15 protein-coding genes are annotated in these 18000 nt (G+C 42.0%); 5 read left to right on the forward strand and 10 right to left on the reverse strand.

The genetic code is table 11. From position 1 onward, the window contains the following. Positions 1–12: 12 nt before the first annotated feature. The 4 genes from NSQ64_RS19945 to NSQ64_RS19960 form a co-directional block, all read right to left on the reverse strand. Positions 13–1194 carry a NupC/NupG family nucleoside CNT transporter gene (locus NSQ64_RS19945; RefSeq protein WP_019743592.1) on the reverse strand — a complete coding sequence of 394 codons (1182 nt, stop codon included), beginning with the start codon at positions 1192–1194 and terminating at the stop codon, positions 13–15. 167 nt (positions 1195–1361) lie between these two features. Continuing rightward, positions 1362–2033, reverse strand: a complete 672-nt coding sequence (gene deoC / locus NSQ64_RS19950) for a deoxyribose-phosphate aldolase (RefSeq protein ID WP_007498018.1) — start codon at positions 2031–2033, stop codon at positions 1362–1364. 84 nt (positions 2034–2117) lie between these two features. Then, positions 2118–3062 (reverse strand): sugar-binding transcriptional regulator, encoded by a 945-nt coding sequence (locus tag NSQ64_RS19955; RefSeq protein ID WP_039164987.1) that lies wholly within the window; start codon positions 3060–3062, stop codon positions 2118–2120. A 60-nt stretch (positions 3063–3122) separates the two neighbouring features. Then, complete coding sequence (locus NSQ64_RS19960; RefSeq protein ID WP_341017995.1) at positions 3123–3998, reverse strand: aldose 1-epimerase family protein; 876 nt, start codon at positions 3996–3998, stop codon at positions 3123–3125. A gap of 239 nt (positions 3999–4237) precedes the next feature. On the opposite strand from NSQ64_RS19960, the gene NSQ64_RS19965 reads away from it, so the two are divergent. Further along, entirely contained in the window at positions 4238–6061 is a 1824-nt protein-coding gene (locus NSQ64_RS19965; protein ID WP_135009513.1) for an acyltransferase family protein, read from the forward strand. A 96-nt stretch (positions 6062–6157) separates the two neighbouring features. On the opposite strand, the gene NSQ64_RS19970 is transcribed toward NSQ64_RS19965, so the two are convergent. From NSQ64_RS19970 to NSQ64_RS19980, 3 genes are all read right to left on the reverse strand, one after another. Further along, a complete protein-coding gene (locus NSQ64_RS19970) occupies positions 6158–7429 on the reverse strand; it encodes an MFS transporter (protein WP_047947042.1) in 1272 nt (423 codons plus the stop codon). A gap of 219 nt (positions 7430–7648) precedes the next feature. Beyond that, entirely contained in the window at positions 7649–8746 is a 1098-nt protein-coding gene (locus tag NSQ64_RS19975; protein WP_181891619.1) for a saccharopine dehydrogenase family protein, read from the reverse strand. Next, positions 8743–9450, reverse strand: coding sequence for a class I SAM-dependent methyltransferase (locus tag NSQ64_RS19980; protein ID WP_341018001.1), 708 nt, complete (start codon positions 9448–9450; stop codon positions 8743–8745). Before NSQ64_RS19980 ends, NSQ64_RS19975 begins: the two co-directional genes overlap by 4 nt. A gap of 125 nt (positions 9451–9575) precedes the next feature. Between NSQ64_RS19980 and NSQ64_RS19985 the strand changes: the two genes are divergently transcribed. After that, entirely contained in the window at positions 9576–10583 is a 1008-nt protein-coding gene (locus tag NSQ64_RS19985) for a helix-turn-helix transcriptional regulator (RefSeq protein ID WP_341018003.1), read from the forward strand. A gap of 35 nt (positions 10584–10618) precedes the next feature. Here the strand turns inward: NSQ64_RS19985 and yidA are convergent, their stop codons facing one another. Next, on the reverse strand, positions 10619–11431 hold the full coding sequence (gene yidA, locus NSQ64_RS19990) for a sugar-phosphatase (protein ID WP_008345739.1): 813 nt from the start codon (positions 11429–11431) through the stop codon (positions 10619–10621). Positions 11432–11742: 311 nt separating this feature from the next. Here yidA and NSQ64_RS19995 point away from each other — a divergent pair, with 311 nt between their 5' ends. Both NSQ64_RS19995 and NSQ64_RS20000 read left to right on the forward strand, forming a co-directional pair. Then, positions 11743–12102, forward strand: a complete 360-nt coding sequence (locus NSQ64_RS19995) for a MerR family transcriptional regulator (RefSeq protein WP_007498034.1) — start codon at positions 11743–11745, stop codon at positions 12100–12102. A gap of 144 nt (positions 12103–12246) precedes the next feature. After that, positions 12247–13230: a Gfo/Idh/MocA family protein gene (locus tag NSQ64_RS20000; protein ID WP_341018006.1), complete on the forward strand. Its 984-nt coding sequence runs from the start codon at positions 12247–12249 to the stop codon at positions 13228–13230. 51 nt (positions 13231–13281) lie between these two features. On the opposite strand, the gene NSQ64_RS20005 is transcribed toward NSQ64_RS20000, so the two are convergent. Both NSQ64_RS20005 and NSQ64_RS20010 read right to left on the reverse strand, forming a co-directional pair. Further along, positions 13282–14633 (reverse strand): IS3 family transposase gene (locus NSQ64_RS20005; protein ID WP_268356789.1). Its coding sequence is split into 2 segments (ribosomal slippage): positions 13282–14189 and positions 14189–14633, totalling 1353 coding nucleotides; the frame shifts between segments, so codons are not numbered across the junction. A gap of 78 nt (positions 14634–14711) precedes the next feature. Then, positions 14712–16226: a methyl-accepting chemotaxis protein gene (locus NSQ64_RS20010; protein WP_135009510.1), complete on the reverse strand. Its 1515-nt coding sequence runs from the start codon at positions 16224–16226 to the stop codon at positions 14712–14714. 318 nt (positions 16227–16544) lie between these two features. On the opposite strand from NSQ64_RS20010, the gene NSQ64_RS20015 reads away from it, so the two are divergent. Further along, positions 16545–17882 (forward strand): amino acid permease, encoded by a 1338-nt coding sequence (locus NSQ64_RS20015; protein ID WP_159160086.1) that lies wholly within the window; start codon positions 16545–16547, stop codon positions 17880–17882. Positions 17883–18000 lie beyond the last annotated feature (118 nt).

Consider the following 18000-nt stretch of genomic DNA (forward strand, 5'->3'; position numbering starts at 1 on the left):
TCCTTTTTTAGTTTAGTAAATCAAACCGACAACGCCTGCTGTTAAGAAGCTGACGAGTGTTGCACCGAATAACAGCTTTAATCCAAAGCGTGCGACAACGTTTCCTTGTTTTTCATTTAAGCCTTTCACTGCTCCAGCAATGATACCGATAGACGAGAAGTTCGCAAATGACACAAGGAATACAGAAATGATCGCTTCTGTACGAGCAGTGAAATGGAAGGCATCGCCAGAAAGAATTTGCATCGCCACAAATTCGTTAGACACCATCTTGGTCGCCATAATACTTCCCGCTTGTACTGCTTCGCTCCATGGTACACCAACAATAAACGCAAATGGTGCAAACACATATCCAAGTACATCTTGGAAAGAAACACCGATGGCAGCTGTGAAAATACCATTAATCATCGCAATTAATGCAACGAATCCAATCAACATCGCAGCCACAACAATGGCTACTTTGAAACCATCCATAATGTATTCGCCGAGCATTTCGAAGAAAGATTGTCTTTCTTCTTCTACGACTTCAAGCATGTCTTCGTCTTTAGACACTTCATATGGATTGATGATAGACGCAATAATAAATCCACCAAATAGGTTCAGCACAAGTGCTGTAACAACGTACTCCGGTTTAATCATTTGCATATACGCACCGACAATGGACATTGATACAGTCGACATCGCAGATGCACACAATGTATAAAGACGCTGTTGAGGTAATAATCCAAGCTGTTTCTTAATGGAAATGAACACTTCGGATTGACCTAAAATCGCTGACGCTACGGCGTTGTAAGATTCTAGTTTCCCCATTCCATTGACTTTACTAAGCAAATACCCAATTCCGCGTACGATCAGCGGAAGGATACGCCAATGCTGCAGGATACCAATCAAGGCAGAAATGAAGACGATCGGCAGCAAGACATTGATAAAGAAAGTTGACGCATTATCATTCATTAAACCGCCAAATACGAAGTTGATCCCTTCACCAGCATAGCCTAGAAGCATTTGGAATCCTTTTGCAAAGCCCCCGACTAGGAAGTTCCCAACACCTGTATTGAGCAGAATATAACCTAAAATAAATTGCAGTACAATCATGACAATGACTGGACGGAATTTCACTCGCTTTTTCCCGTTACTTGCCAGCCATGCAATGGCGAGAATCACCAGCAAACCGATAATACCAATGACGTATTTCATGTTTTTCCTCCTTGAATGAATTCGTTTACATTAATGTGCTTGTATGGAACAAACCCTATTTCGCAAACAAATTGCGGAAGAAAATCCCAGAAATGAGATCCTTCCGCATATGACTTTTTCATCATCTAATGAGTCATGAATGTTATCCTACCATAGGATCGTATGAATTAATAGTCTTTAGAAGGAGCTGATTGATCCCCTTTAATAATGGAAACGCCTGCACTGGCACCAATACGGGTTGCGCCTGCAGCTGTCATCGCTTCTACGTCTTCTTTTGTTCTCACGCCGCCTGATGCTTTGACACCGATGTCAGGTCCAACTGTTTTACGCATTAATGCGATGTCCTCAGCTGTTGCACCGCCTGTACTAAATCCAGTCGATGTTTTGACGAAATCAGCGCCAGCTTTTACAGAAAGTTCACAAGCTCGTACTTTCTCTTCATCTGTGAGTAAACAAGTTTCAATGATGACTTTCACTAAGGCTTTGCCTTTTGCTGCGTCTACAACAGCACGAATATCTTGTTCAACTGCATCATATTCGCCATCTTTCAATGCCGCAATATTGATGACCATGTCCACTTCAGTTGCACCGTTTTCAATGGCATCCTTTGTTTCAAATGCTTTCACTGCTGTTGTGTTTGCACCTAACGGGAAACCGATGACTGTACATACATCAACGCCTGTTCCTTCTAGTTCTTTCGCCGCAAGAGATACCCAAGTTGGGTTCACACAAACGGAAGCAAATTGATATGTCTTTGCTTCTTCTAGTAACTGCATGATCGCAGCTTTAGATGTATCTGGTTTTAGTGCTGTATGATCAATGAGCTTTGCTATTGTCATGATTCACACTTCCTTTTAAATATGATACTTTCATCTTAAATGACTATTGAACAATTGTAAATATAGTTATGAAATTTTGTTCATCTATTTTGTGACATTTAAAAGAGCTCTTGCTGTGTGCTGATCGATCACCAATACGTTCGCATATTTTCCTCTCAGCGCCCCATGGATAGAGGCAACCTTTCGATGTCCACCAGCAACAAGAATGGAACGCTCTTTTGTTCTCAAATCATCCAGCTCCACACCGATTGTGCGATTGTTAATCGCTTCACTGCAAATGCGTCCTTCTTGATCATAAAAACGCGAACAGATATCTCCAACACTGGATGTCTTGAGCAGCGCCTTTTCTTCTTCACGGAAATAACCAAGCCTAAACAAAAGCGCCTCATCTCTTACCGTCCCAACAGTAAACACAGCGATATTTGCCTGTTTGCCCATTTCAATAATGCGCTGAATATGTCTGTCCTGTTCGACCATCTCTTTAACGGCGGCACTATCGAACACAACAGGCAGTGGCAAATAGCGTGGTGCCGTTTGAAAAGCTGATGCAAACAGCTGGATCGTTTCCGCAGAATATGTATTCACATGTGAATGGCTGATTCCGCCTTTCAGCTGAACCACTTCTACCCCTTTTACCTGTTTAGGTTGCATCTTTTGAGCAATTTGATACATCGTGGTGCCCCAGCTCACTCCAACGATATCACCGTCTTTCACCGTATTCTGAAGATAATCTGCACCAAACCGGCTCAAGTAATCAGTAATCGTTGGATAATCGTCCTTTGGCGAAAATACCACATGAGCCTCGAGCAGATCATATTTTTCTTTCAGCAATAAGGACAGCTCATTTAAATCCTCAAATGGGTCCATCACTGTAATTTGGACGTACCCTTTTTCCTTCGCATACTGAAGCAGACGAGACACCGTTGGCCTCGACAGGTCAAGCTGCTTGGCGATTTCCTGCTGACTGTAATCAGATAAGTAATAGAGCCTTGCTGCTTCAATACTTAATTGCTGTTTCTCCCGATCCATTCGTACGCCTCCTTTTTTCCTCTATCATAACAAATTGTTCACTTCATCATGCACAAATGTTCATTTAAAGAAAATGGTGTAAGCTGCGTGAAAGGTCTCTTGCTTCTCTAAGGTTTGAATGCCGAATTTCTCCTTATACTGCCCGTTTGTCCCTTCCATATCAGCGATCCCATACCAAGGCTCAATACAAACAAAAGGAGCCATTGTTCCCTTTTCTTGATCATATGGAGACCAAATACCAACGAACGGAAAACCACTGAGATCGACCTCAACGCCGTGACCTGCTTGAGAAGTCAATGATACTTGATCAATATGACTAAAGATCATTGCATCGTTCTGAAAAAGTTCTGGGCGAAGTTGAATCGGTTCAAACTCAACACCTTTCTCCTTCTCTCTCACAAGTGAATCATGAAGTTCATATTGAACTGGATCATGTTCGGTGGAAGGTATCAATGTGAGTGAATAATCATCTGTCTGCTCGCCTTCAACAAGCGGGACATGAAATGCCGGATGCCCGCCAATCGAGAAATACATCGTGCCATCTCCTTCATGAACAATTTCCCAGGAAATCGTTAGTCCATTTTCCGACAGTGCATAACTGATGCGCGCTGTAAATTCATACGGATATTGTGACGTGTGACGGCCATTTGATTGATATTGAAAAATCACCTGATCTTTTGCTTCTTCAAATAGTTCAAAATCAACATCACGCAAAAATCCATGCTGCGAGAGTTGATACGTTTGATCGTCTATCTTGTATTGATCATCCTTCAACCGTCCTACAATCGGAAATAAGACGGGCGACACCCTGCCCCAATAAGCAGGGTCACCAGACCACATATATTGACGTCCACTTTCTTTATGAAGCACCTCTCTCACCTCGGCACCTCTCTCATTGATTTGAACCAATAACAGATCATTTTCAATCGTTTTCATTCAACACATCCCCTTTCCTTCTTCTTTTATTATGACAGGGATTTTCGGTTTGAGTATAAAAATAAGAATCCCTCAAGCCTTAGAATGTTTCTTCATATAAAAAAATTTTAAAAAAGACAGAAATTCGCCAACAAAATGTAATGCTGATTCGTCTAATCTTATATAAAATAAAAGAATCGTTGTTCTTTTGGAGTGACAACAAAAAAGACGCGTTTGACATTGATGGGGGATTCTTTTTCATGAACAGCAAGGAAAACCGTTTACGTTACATATTAGGATTAGATGGGCTGAGAGCTGTTGCCGTATTGGCGGTCATTGCTTATCACTTACATATTGGACCTGCGAGCGGCGGGTTTCTTGGCGTTGATTTGTTTTTTGTGATTTCTGGTTACTTGATTACAACCATCTTGCTGCATAAGCAGGATTTGGGCTATCAAGAGCTTCTGCCTTTTTGGATGGGCCGCATCAGAAGGCTGCTTCCAGCTGCCTACGTCATGATTTTTTTAATCGTCAGCTGGTGCGCCATTGCTGGTTCAAATGCATTAATGTCCATTCGTGGCGATGCCTTATCGTCCTTTTTTTATGTGAGTAACTGGTGGTACATTTTTCATCAGCTCTCTTACTTTGACAGCTTCAATGCTGTATCTCCACTAAAAAATTTATGGTCTTTGGCGATTGAAGAGCAATTTTATCTCATTTGGCCGGTACTGTTGATTGCTGGACTGAAATGGGTGAAAAATAGATCCCATCTTCCTATGATCACCTTTGGTCTGGCACTTGTATCTGCTTTATGGATGGCCATTCTCTATTCACCGGATACTGACCCGAGCAGGATCTATTATGGAACAGACACACGTGCGTTTGCACTCCTCATCGGGTGCAGTCTTGCATTTGTCTGGCCCATGCACAGACTTTCCAGCAGAAAATTACTTCCTATCGGCAGACGTATGTTACAAATAGCCGGATTCGGTTCGATGGTCATTTTCCTCTTATGTGTTTATGCAGTCGACGAATTTGACGGCTTTCTCTACCAAGGCGGTATGCTTTTATTCTGTTTGAATGCAGCGATCTTAATTGCGTGTGTCTGCCATCCTGCCAGTCTTATTGGGAAATGGCTGTCATTTCAACCACTCGTTTGGCTCGGAAAGCGGTCTTATGGCATCTACTTATGGCATTATCCAATTATCGTGCTGACCACACCGGTCATTGAGATTGGACAGCCTTCCATGGGACGTGTCACATTGCAGCTCATCGCAATTCTACTCATATCAGAGGCTTCCTATCGTTTGATCGAACAGCCGATTCGTAAACTCGGGTTTAGACACTATTTTGCCTCTTGGTCGATTTGGAAAACAGGAATCAAGCAATGGTCTATGTCCAATAAAGTGTTTCTTGGGATTGCCGCAGTCCTTTTGATTTTATTTACCATTGGCATGTCTAGCTCGTCTCATACATCCCCGCATGCGCAAGAAGTCACACAAATTAAGACAGCGCCCCAAAAGGCAGGCGGTCAGACAGAATCAAAAGTGAAGAAAAAGAAAGACAAACATAAGAAAAAAGCAGCGGATCCTAAACAATTTCACCAAGTTCTTGCCATTGGTGATTCCGTCATGTTAGACATTGCTTCAAATTTAGAAAAGGCCTATGAACCCATCACCATTGACGCAAGGGTCGGAAGGCAAATGAACGAAGCCATCCGCATCGCCCCTCAATATGCTTCTTTTAACAAGGCTGATGCCGCTGTTATTATTGAGCTTGGCACAAATGGTTATTTTACAGAGGGGACTTTGACCTCATTCATTCAACATTTCTCGAAGGCACATATTTTTCTTGTGAACACTCGCGTTCCAAGATCTTGGGAAAATGATGTGAATGCAGTCATTGAGCGTGTGGCCAATCAACACCACAATGTGAGCTTAGTCGATTGGCATTCAGCCGCTACCGGACAGCCATCCTATTTTCAGCCAGATGGTGTTCATCTTTCCACAAAAGGCTCTGACACATTGACTGAGCTCATTAAAGCCAGTATCAAGAAAAAAGGAGATGTGTCCTCGGCATCATAAGAAGACTAGCATCCTGTGAAGAGAGATTCAAAAAAGACATGCTTTCCTATGATTGGAGGCATGTCTTTTTTTGTGATGGATGAGCACGGAGCTGCATTATGTTTTACTTTTAAAAGACCAAACGATGACAGGGATGAGAATTAACGATAAAATTCCTCCGCTTAAAGATAATGTAGCATAACTCGTATTCGCCATGACCATTCCTGAAAGGGCACCGCCAGAAGCACCTGCTAACGCAACAAAAACATCGAGTGTTCCTTGGGTTTTTGCCCGGTTTGATGGTTCTGTAGAATCCACTATTTGAGCAGTACCACTAATTAAACCAAAGTTCCATCCCAATCCAAGTAAAGACAAAGCAATGATTAATAGAATCATTGAATCACTTGGTGCGAATGCTGCTAATAAACCAGCAAGTAACAATGTGATGCCCGACGCTATGCTCATAGCTGTTCGTCCTAGTTTATCTACAAGTACACCCGTGATAGGTGAAGGAAGATACATGGCTCCTATATGAAAACCAATCACAATGCCCACTTCGGCTAATCCATGACCATGATGCTGCATATGCACCGGGGTCATTGTCATGAGTGCCACCATGACAATTTGAGTTAAGATCATCACTGTGGCACCTACTGTAAGCCCTTTTTTATCTGTTTTTTTATCAGCAGCATCTGGTTTATTTCCATGCCCATGTTCTGCTTTGTAAGTTGCTATTCTTCGGGCAATGTCTAATGGATCAGGACGCAGCAGAATAAAAAGGACAAGACCAGCTACAATAAATGCTACTGCTGATAAAATAAAAGGACCGGCAAGTGCTGGAACACCAATGGACACTGCAAATTTACCCATCACTTCAACTAAATTCGGACCTGCTACTGCTCCAAATGTTGTCATGACCATTGTTGTACTAATTGCAGTTGCACGCTGTTTAGAATTTGCTAAGTCCGTCCCAGCATAACGCGCTTGTAAGTTCGTGGATGTTCCTGCTCCGTAAATGAAGAGCGATGCAAATAATAAAATGACACTATTCATCATAGCTGCCAGCACAACGCCAATTGCTCCGAGCCCTCCAACAACAAAACCTGTCGATAAACCGATGCGTCGTCCATAACGTTGTGAAAGCTTTCCTACAATGAAAGCTGACCCAGCTGACCCCAAAGTAAATAAAGCGATTGGGACTCCTGCATAGGCTTCAGTTCCAAGCATTTGTTGTGCTAAAATGGCACCTACCGTAATTCCTGCAGCTATTCCAGCCCCTCCAAATATTTGCGATAGACTGACAACAAACAATACTCGTTTATATAAATTTTTCAATTTTTGGGGTGAATCTATATAATTCTTCACTACATCTTTTTCTGTATCTAACACTTGTAAACACCCACTTGAGATTTATTTGCCCAATGTAACCATTATATCAGTTCCGACTACAATCCTTGATTTAAATCTCTTCCACCTCTCGGCCATTTCATGGAGAGCAAGCGGTTGTTTTCGGATCATAGACACCTTGTTTTGAAATGGATCATGAATAAAGCGCCCACATGACTGACCTGTTCTTTTGAGCTGATGCGTATCTTTTGTCGTTTTCTTTTATGCCGTTAAAAGGCTGGCTCTCAATGCTAATGGGTGCTTTTCCTTCGTTTTTTGATCCACCAACGCAAAATCACCATTCTCATACGCTAATGAAAATAATTCTTCGATATGAAAAACACCTGCCTGAAACTGCCTACTCAATACATGCAGTGCCACAGCACTGGCGACTTGAGCCGTTGCTTGAGACTCATCGCGACCTTTTATTCCAAGCGCTGCTTGATGAATTTCGTTACCCTTCATTCCTACCGCTTCTACTTTCACTGCATATTGATCTGTACCCATTTGAGCAGATTGAATCAGTGAAATGGCTCGTTCCTTGATTTTCGGCATCGTGAGAAGGGACGTCATTCCGAGTTTCCTTGTGAGAGCAAATGCACGTGTCGCTACGCCAGAATCAAAACAGAGCCTTGTTGTCACAGAAGGCACATGGAGCGTCGAAGGCAATGTTTGCTGGTCAGAGAAAGGGAACTGATAGGCTTGCCGCTTTCCAAGCGTTTTGCCAAAATCAATGCGTTTCCCTCCAGTAAAACTTTTGACTTTCTTTCGCTGATGATTCTTCGTCAGCTCATAATCCGTATGCACATGATCAAGCGTCCATTCAATAGCTGCTTTTCCATGCTGGTCACCTAGCCCAAGCATGATACTAATATCAATTTGCTCCACAGAGGTCAGAATAGATGCCGCCTTCGCTGCAAGCAAATTGGTGAGACCAGGTGCAAGGCCTACACTCAGCACAGCCGTTGCGTTCAATTGCTGTTGATGGACCTTTGCTAGCTTCTCAATATAGGCTCCTTTTGCCGAAATATCGAGATAATCAATACCTGATCGTAAGCATGTTTCAGCAAATGACGTGTCATCTTGATCCAGACACATGATCACGAGTTTCGTTTCATCCATCCAGTCCGTATCCATTGGTTGTCTTACGTCTATCTGAAATGGACGTACACGCCCATTCGTTTGGCGTGCAAATTGTTCAGCCTTCTCATAACTTCGGCCAGCCGCAAAGACTTGCCCAGGATACACGTCACTTAATTGAAGACATATTTGCTGCCCCACATGTCCATAACCGCCTATCACCATCACTTTTGACCTCATTTTCCAACCGCCTTTCTATCGCCTCTTTTACAAACAATCCCTTTGATCATGCCCGCTTGAAAATAAGGTCTGATGTCTTGAAATCCTGCTTCGGTTAATTGTGCTGTCATCTTTTCTTCAGACACGGGATATGTTGTGACACCCAGCCTTTCTCGGAAGGACGTAAACACTTCCTTTCCCAAACCTTGACGCTTCATGAATAGAGAAAGCATATGAAGCTCCAGCTGAAATGTCGGCGTTTCCGGGTCTCCTTGAATAAATGCCAACACGAGAGGAGCACCTGGTTGAAGCCGGCGGGCGATCTCCTGTAAAAAGGTCAGCTGATCTTTTACAAAATGAATGACAAGCAAACTTACTGCTGCATCGTACGACTTTTCAACCGGCACTTTGTCTAAGGCCATCTCATACCATGTGACGCGATCTTGCATATGAAGCTGTGCCACTCTGCGCTTGGCCATATCAAGCATGGTTGGAGATGGATCAACCCCTGTGATATGCCAGTCTTTATTTCTTTGAAGCATGTTGATGATCTCTTCGCCCCCACCTGCTCCGACTGTTAACATGCGAGAAGCCGCTCCCATTAATTCGATTTCTACTCTATCCACTGTCAGCTCATGCAAAAGATGATAGCCCGGTACTTTATGTGCAATTGTCGCTGCATAGGATTCAGCAACAGGATCATGCCAATGTTGATTTACACTCATATGTCTTCTCCTCCAGTTTCCGCTTTGCTTCGTTTCCTTTACACTAACGGTATGTTATCTTCATTGTAAGAAGATAGATGAGAAAAAACGATCCCTAAAAGTAGGGATATTGAGGAGGAGATCAAATGAACAATCCAGCCGCTCATTTTCAGCAGCTGAGAAAAAGCATTCGAGATGAACTTGCTGCTATCTGTGATTTTGATGCTGCCTGTATCACAACCATTGATCCAGCTACTCTCCTCTCGACGGGTTCTTTTACAGATGAACCGATTGAAGCCATACATAACGAGCTGTTTCAAAATGAATATTTAAAAAAAGATGTGCACCAGCATGAAGATCTAGCGAAAGGTCCTGTCCACGCTGCCAGTCTCGTCCAAAGCGGAGAATACATCAACAGTCGTCGATACCAGCACATTTTGTTACCTAACGGATGGGCAGATGAATTGCGGGCAGCCCTTGTGATTCAAGGTGAATGCTGGGGAATTGCCAGCCTTTATCGAAAAAAGGAGAAGGAACCTTTTCATGAACAAGATATACAAGCGGTTAGTCGCCAAACACCAGCACTCGCAGCCAAGCTGAGAGATGAACTTTTTAAAAGAAGAGAAACTGAAGAAGATGAAACGGCGGAACACCAAGGCTTCCTCATTCTTTCACACGATTACCATCTTCTTTATGGAAATGAAACCGGACTTCATTGGCTCCACACCTTCCAAACCTTTGAGCAAATTCATGACGGTGCCATCATGCCCCGTCCGTTTAGAGCATTAGGTGCTAAGCTTTTATACGGCGGCGGTGACCAAACAGCGGTCAGCATCACCAGAATGCCGACAGGGCGTTTTCTCTCTCTTCAAGCATTTCGTTTAGCACAGGCAGCCGGGGAGGAAGAGGCTGTCATGATTCATATTAAGCGAGCTCAAACAAGTGAAATCCTTCCTTATATAGCGAAAACATATCGGCTGACAGAAAGAGAAATGAACGTCCTTGACTGCTTAATAAAAGGACAATCCACAAAGGAAATTGCCAGTACGTTATTTATCTCGCCTCATACGGTGCATGATCATGTAAAGGCGATGCTCGAAAAAACAAATTTGAACAGCAGACGTATGCTTGTTTACTTTTTCTCACACATATAAAAAAGCGGCTACCTCATTGGTAGACCGCTCTTTCTTTATTTTCCGATGACTCGCTCATGCAGGACATGTGCGACTCCTGCTTCGTTATTGGATTTTGTCACAACATCCGCAACTGCTTTGACATCTTCAATGGCATTTCCCATCGCAACGCCACAGCCCGCAAATTCTAGCATCGACACGTCGTTCCCATTGTCACCAATCGCCATCACTTCTTCACGAGAAATCCCCAGTTCATGCGCTAGAAGCTTCACGGCATTCCCTTTGCTCACATCAGGATGAAGAATTTCTAGGAAGAAATCTGTGCTTTTTACCATCATGTACTGATCCTTCACTTCAGATGGAATGGCTTGTATCGTCTTTTCCAAACGTTCCGGCTGATCAATATACATCATCTTCGGAAGTCTCATGGATGGGTCTGCCTCTTCGACAGGTAAATACTTAAGCGGCAATTTCGTTAAATACGATTCAAGTACCGTGTATTCACTAATATCCCGATTTGGTGTGTATAGATGAGCCGAATCGAAATAATGCATAGGTGTATCCAGCTGACGGCTCAGTTCATATAAAGAAGTCAAATCATCATAGGATAAAGTTAATTCTGATACGACTTCATTTGTATGGCTGTTTTGTACAAGCGCTCCGTTATAGGCGATGACATAATCCCCCTCTTGATCAAGCTGCAGCTCTTTTAAATAGCGGTGCACCCCGCCAATCGGCCGGCCTGTACATAAAACAATTTTAACGCCTTCTGCCTTCGCCTGTTGAATGGCTTCAAACACCTCATCCGGCACCATATGCTGATCATTTAATAACGTACCATCCATATCAATTGCGACTAATTTATACATTCACTGCTCCCCTTTTCTCAGCAAAACGTGCTGTCACTATTTTGAGTGATCATCTACATAATCACATGCTATTCATCATACTATATACCTATTTTAGCCTATCGTTTTTTTCTCACGCTGTCTACTTGTTCCTATCTGTAACAAAAAATCACTTCATCCTCATCTATTATAACCTATTCTATGGAATCCGCTGTGAATAGAACAGACCTGTCATTTTAACAGTATGAAAAGGTACAAATGTTCATCGGAGAATATTTTGAAACTAGCAAATCTAATTGTATGATGGATAGCAAAGAAAGGAGGTGCAGGGAATGATTACATTTACGAGAGGAAAATTGTCAAAAATGTCTGGTGTGCATATTGAAACCATTCGTTTTTATGAAAATGAGGGTGTGCTCCCCGAGCCTAAGAGAGCACATAACGGCTATCGTTTATATGATAAAAAATATGTACTCATGCTATCCTTTATCACTGAAGCAAGAAAGCTAGATTTCTCACTCAAAGAAATTCGAGAAATTATCACGTCACTATTCGAGAAACAGTCAAAAACAGAAGCGGAACAGCTGCTCGAACAAAAAGTAGAAGATATTCAAAAATCCATTCAAGAGTTAAAAAAGAGGAAGGCGGCCATTCAACTGTTAACGAAACAAACATTAGCTAACATTAGTTAATTGTAGAGACTGCCAAAGATGTGCCGGTATTTTTTACTGGCACCCCTCTGCGCCTAGCTGTTAAGTACACGTTGTATGAAAACATCAGGTATACTAGAGACAGCTTGACGTGACATCAATCGTATGAAAGGGGTTATGAATAGAATGAGAATAGCAACCATTGGAACAGGTGTGATTGTGGAAGGTTTCCTCCAGGCAATTGAACAGCTTGAAGGTGCTTCTTGCCACGCTGTCTATTCAAGAAAGGAAGCGACGGCAAAGAAACTCGCAGATCAATTTGGGGTGCAAACGACTTATACGGATTTAACCGCTATGTTAGAAGATCCCCACATAGAAGCGGTATATATCGCATCACCCAATCGTTTACATAGCGAGCATGCCACGGCTGCATTGAAACACGGAAAACATGTGATTTGCGAAAAGCCTTTTACCTCTAATGTGAAAGAGCTAGAAGCCTTAATCGCTCTCGCAAAGGAAAAGCAGCTCTTCCTATTTGAAGCCATTACGACCGTTCATATGCCCAACTATCATTTAATCAAAAAACACCTTCATCAATTAGGCAGAATCAAACTCGTTCAATGCAACTACAGTCAATATTCAAGTAAATATAATCAGCTGCTCGCCGGGGAAACGCCGAATGTCTTTAACCCAGAGTTTTCTGGCGGTGCCCTCATGGATATTAACATTTACAATGTTCATTTCATTATGAATCTATTTGGTTCACCGAAAGACGTTCGTTACCAGGCCAACCGCCATCCAAACGGCATCGACACATCTGGTGTTTTAACTTTTACTTACAATGATTTCATCGCCACAAGTGTTGGCAGCAAAGATACAAGCAGTATGAATTTCGCTTTGATTCAAGGGGAAAAAGGGTTCCTGCATGTGAAAAATGGTGCGAATGGCTGTGAGGAAGTGTTGCTGCATATAGGAGACCAAGTCACTTCACTCAATGCACAAACCAATTCAAACCGCCTGTTTTATGAAGCAGAAGCATTTCAGCATATCATTGAAACAGGAAATGTCGAAAAGTGTTATGAATGGCTTGATGACAGTCTTTCTGTTATGAAGGTTCTTGAAACCGCTAGGAAAGACGCCGGTATTGTTTTCCCAGCGGATCATGCCTAAATAAAAAAACCGCCTTCTGTGAAGTGACCCCCTAAATTTAGACGCGTTTTTTTATGAGACAGCTTTCGAGGCATGAGTTCGATATTGTATCGGACTCATGCCTTTTAGTTTTGTCTTTATACGTGTGTGATTGTAGTAATCAATATATTGTTCAAGTTCTTGCTTGAAGTGTTCGATGTTCTCAAATTTTTTTAGGTATAGAAATTCAGACTTTAAGATACCAAAAAAGTTCTCGATAACTGCGTTATCGTAACAGTTACCTTTTCGGGACATACTCTGTGTAATCCCACGCTTTTTTAAGGCGTGTCTATATTGCTTCATTTGGTAATGCCATCCTTGATCAGAATGTATCATTGGTTTCTCCTCTTCATCTAAACGGTTGAACGCCTGATGAAGCATCGTTGAGACGAGTGAGTAAACAGGTCTTGAACCGACTGTATAGGTAATGATTTCACCATTAAATAGATCTAATATGGGCGAAAGATAGAGCTTCTGACCAAATAACTTGAACTCCGTTATATCTGTGACCCATTTCTCATTTGGTCTATCAGCTTGAAAATGACGAGCCAAAATATTAGGCGCTATTTTGTTCACTGTGCCTCTGTATGAACGATATTTCTTCACTCGGACCATGCATTTTAGCCCTAGAACTTTCATGATGCGCTGGACTTTTTTGTGATTCACCTTTTGTCCTCGGTTGATTAGTTCATCACGAATCCGGCGATATCCATAACGTCCTTGATGTTCCTGATAAATGGTTTGAATCATCTTTTTCAGTTCGACATCCTGATCAGGACGATCTAAATGCTTGATCAAGTAATAGTAGGTACTGCGTGGAATACATGCGAGCTTAAGAAGTGATTTCACCGGATATTGATGCCTTAAATCATAGACTACTTGCGCTTTGTCTTGTTTGGTGATTGTTCCTTGTTTTGAACTAAGGCATTCAACTTTTTTAAATACTCATTTTCCATGCGCAAATGTTCTACTTCTGCCTGTAACGCTTCCATTGATCCTTTCGTTATTTCTTGTTTTCCAGTTTTCTTTTTCATAGACGGACGCCCCTTTTTCTTAGATTGAAGGGCGTCTACTCCTTGTGTTTCCAAGATGCGCTTCCAGTTCCAAAGCGTTGTATCAGAAGGCAGGTTAAAGAGTGCAGCTGTTTCCAAGATAGACGTCCCATGTTCATTCATATAATCAAGTACGTCTAGTTTATATTGGACTGGATAATTTGTATATGACTTTGAAAAAGCTTTTTCGCCATGATATTGATACTTTCTGACCCAATATTGAAGTATGCTTTTGTGCACGCCAATCTGTTTTGCAATTCCAAGCAGGGGTTCGCGGTCAATGAGGTATCGTTTTACCGCTTTGATTTTATCTTCAATTGTAAATTTAGCCAAAAGAAAAGCACCTCCAAATGTTAGACTGTGTCTAATATTTGGGGTGCACTTCACTGATGAAAAGGCGGTTTTTTGACATTAGATACTCTTTGAATATGCCACCAGACGCTGAGACATATGATTCACTTCATCAACTGAAGCGTTCACTTGCTCTGTTAAAGCAGCCTGTGTTTGCGTAAGAGCTGTCATATTGGAGATATTTTCAAGAATTTGATCGATTTGTGTTTTCATTTCAGTTAAACTAGATTCGATATTTTCTGTCGCATTGGCACTATGAAGCGCTAGCTTACGTACTTCATCGGCAACGACTGAGAAACCGCGTCCCTGCTCGCCTGCTCTTGCTGCTTCAATTGCGGCATTCAAACCAAGCAGATTCGTTTGGTTTGCCACTTCTTTGATCAAGTCTGAAATGTTCTTCGTCTCATCTGCACTGTTTTTCGCCAGATTAGCAGCAGACGTTGACTGCTCTTGGGCGACAGCAAGCTCCTGTGCTTGGTTTGTCACAGAACTGATGCCAGATACCATCTCACTAATAGAACTTGAAAGCTGCTCTACTTGGGAAGCCATTTCATGGGCTGTTTTTTCTTTATTTTTTTCTAACGTAATATCACGAATCGTTCCTGCGACACGTAAAGGGACACCCTTCTCATCACGAATGGTTTCACCGCCCGCATGATACCAGCGGTACTCGCCATTTTTACTCTGCAATCTATAATCAATGTCAAATGGTGTACGGCCAGAATGGTCATTTAAGTGATCCGCAAAAGCTTGGAGAGCTGATTCTTTATCTTCAGGATGCAAACGATCACTCCAGCTGCTCAACACGTTCGGGAAATCCTTTTCATCTATAAAACCAAGCGTTTTTCTAAACTGCGGAGACCACCAGAATTCATTGTTTGGATTGACAGGATCGCCAGCCTCTACAACCATATCCCAAGGCGCTTCCACAAGCGCACGGTTGATCAAGTCATATCTTGTCACGAATGCTTGCAGCTCTTCTTCTTTCAATTTCTGATCATGAATATCAAAAAGAGCCCCTGCCACACGAAGAGGTACCCCATTTCGATCTCGAATCGTCGTTCCAGTTGCTTTGAACCAGCGATACTCGCCATTTTTCAACTTCAGACGATATTCGATATCATACGGTGTACGGCCAGAATGATCCAATAAATGCGTAGAGAATGCATTCAAGGTGTATTCCTGCTCATCTGGATGAATTCGAGATGCCCAGCTGTCTAAGACATTCGGAAAATCGTTTTCATTCTGAAAACCTAGCATTTTGCGGAAATCGTCTGTCCATGTGAATTCGTTTTTTGGATTCACAGGATCTCCTGCTACAACCGTCATATCCCATAGACCCACTTGAATCGCTTTTGTCACTAAATTCATACGCATATGAATATCTTCTTGCACTTCTTGCATCTTTTGCAACGCTTCATTTATTTGAGCAACTGCTTCTATTGTTTGACTAGAAGAGAATGCAGCAGTATCAATTCTGGCTGAAAAATCTCCCTTCTCAATTCGTTCAACTAATTGACTGCTTTCACTAAGAAGGGCTTCCGACGATGAATCACTTGCTTTTCTCATAAACATCTTCAATAACTCCTTTCATTCTTTCATACATTTTTGAAATATTTTACAGTTATAAACAATTCTTTATTAGGACTTTAGTAACACAAAAGATATATCGACAAAAACTGAAAATTGTTTATGTCAGAATGAAGGCAAATGTTCATTTTTTCACGAAGTTTTAGATTTTGGGGATGGGTCATGGAAAAGATTTATGGAAGAAAACGGCTCATTTGATAGAATCAACCGCCTATTTTGTCTGAAAAATCTCTTTTTTTATATTGACACTGACCGCTCGAAAAAAGAAAATGGAACATAAGCATTTTAAAAAAGGAGAACGTCATGAGCGCGAATCAGGAACAACACGAATTAAAAAAGCTTTTATCGCCGCGTCATATTCGCATGATTGCGATGGGCGGGGTCATTGGTACAGGAATCTTTAAAGGAAGTGCCGATACAATCGGCTTAGCAGGTCCTGGAGTTATCTTTTCCTATGTATTTGCTGGATTGCTTCTTCTCATTGTCATGGCGGCTTTAGCTGAAATGGCCATCGTCTACCCGGGGAATAACCTTCGCGACCTCATACAGATTGCGCTTGGTCAACGTTTTTCATTTGTTGTCGGATGGGTTTACTGTTTTATGTGGCTCACTGTATGTGTCATTGAAATCATTGCAGCGGGCAGTTTGCTTCAATATTGGTTGCCGAACGTACCATTATGGTCTTTATGTTTACTTTGCTCGCTCTTAGTCATCGGAATTAATTTAAATAATGTAAAATACTTTGGTGAAATTGAGTTTTGGTTCGCTGGAATGAAGATTTTCGTTATTATTGTGTTTATTATTCTCGGTGCTGCACTATTATTTGGAATCATTCCGAGCGAACAAAGCACGCCTGTTCTCACCAATTACCAAAACTTTGTCCCGAACGGATGGGGTGCTGTCTTTGCCTCATTATTAGTGGTGATCTTCTCGTATGGAGGCTCTGAATTGATCGGGCTGACCATTACAGAAACAAAGGATGCAGAAAAGGTATTACCTGGTGTTGTCAAAAGTATGATGTGGCGCATCATCTTGTTTTACACACTGCCGATTTTGATTATTTGTGGACTCATTCCTTGGAATCAAATTGATCCGAATAACAGTCCTTTTGTCCAAGTCTTTTCAGCAGCTGGCATGCAAGGTGCCTCTCACTTCATTAATTTCGTCTTAATTACAGCCGTTCTATCTGCCGCCAACTCTGGTATTTACGGCACGACGAGAATGATTCATTCTCTATCTAAATCAGACGGCGGTCCAAAAAAGCTGGCACAGGTCAACAAAAGAGGTGTACCTATTTTAAGTTTATGGGTGACTGTTCTATTTCTTTTAATCGGAACATTCTTTGCTTACTTGTACCCAGATCAAATTTTCAGCTATATGCTGGCTATCCCTGGTTTTGCGGTTTCTCTTATTTGGATCAGCATCTGTCTGGCTCATTTGAAACTGCGTCCAAGATATCCGCAGGAGCCGTATTTCAAAGTTTGGTTATTTCCGTATTTCACTTTATTTGCTGGTCTTGTACTCAGTGTCAGTTTTGTTCTGTTCCTATTCAGACCAGAGAACTTACCTAGCTCGATTATCAGTATCGGTTTCTTAGCAGCCGCCATCATTGCTTCATTCTTAATGAAAAAGAAAGCTTAGAAACGCAAGCAAAACCCGCCTCAGTGGCGGGTATCAGATTGTTGATAAAGGGCTAAAATGTACTTTATTTTAGCCCTTTGTCTTCTTTTCAGCGTGATAGAAAACCTTTGCAGTCTAG

This window comes from Bacillus sp. FSL W8-0183, assembly GCF_038006825.1.
In the GTDB taxonomy this organism is placed as follows: domain Bacteria; phylum Bacillota; class Bacilli; order Bacillales; family Bacillaceae; genus Bacillus; species Bacillus altitudinis.

Coding starts and splice junctions, on each gene's coding strand:
- NSQ64_RS19945 (WP_019743592.1), bottom strand. CDS start 1,194: ATGAAATACGTCATTGGTATTATCGGTTTGCTGGTGATTCTCGCCATT.
- deoC (WP_007498018.1), bottom strand. CDS start 2,033: ATGACAATAGCAAAGCTCATTGATCATACAGCACTAAAACCAGATACA.
- NSQ64_RS19955 (WP_039164987.1), bottom strand. CDS start 3,062: ATGGATCGGGAGAAACAGCAATTAAGTATTGAAGCAGCAAGGCTCTAT.
- NSQ64_RS19960 (WP_341017995.1), bottom strand. CDS start 3,998: ATGAAAACGATTGAAAATGATCTGTTATTGGTTCAAATCAATGAGAGA.
- NSQ64_RS19965 (WP_135009513.1), top strand. CDS start 4,238: ATGAACAGCAAGGAAAACCGTTTACGTTACATATTAGGATTAGATGGG.
- NSQ64_RS19975 (WP_181891619.1), bottom strand. CDS start 8,746: ATGAGGTCAAAAGTGATGGTGATAGGCGGTTATGGACATGTGGGGCAG.
- NSQ64_RS19980 (WP_341018001.1), bottom strand. CDS start 9,450: ATGAGTGTAAATCAACATTGGCATGATCCTGTTGCTGAATCCTATGCA.
- NSQ64_RS19985 (WP_341018003.1), top strand. CDS start 9,576: ATGAACAATCCAGCCGCTCATTTTCAGCAGCTGAGAAAAAGCATTCGA.
- yidA (WP_008345739.1), bottom strand. CDS start 11,431: ATGTATAAATTAGTCGCAATTGATATGGATGGTACGTTATTAAATGAT.
- NSQ64_RS19995 (WP_007498034.1), top strand. CDS start 11,743: ATGATTACATTTACGAGAGGAAAATTGTCAAAAATGTCTGGTGTGCAT.
- NSQ64_RS20000 (WP_341018006.1), top strand. CDS start 12,247: ATGAGAATAGCAACCATTGGAACAGGTGTGATTGTGGAAGGTTTCCTC.
- NSQ64_RS20010 (WP_135009510.1), bottom strand. CDS start 16,226: ATGTTTATGAGAAAAGCAAGTGATTCATCGTCGGAAGCCCTTCTTAGT.
- NSQ64_RS20015 (WP_159160086.1), top strand. CDS start 16,545: ATGAGCGCGAATCAGGAACAACACGAATTAAAAAAGCTTTTATCGCCG.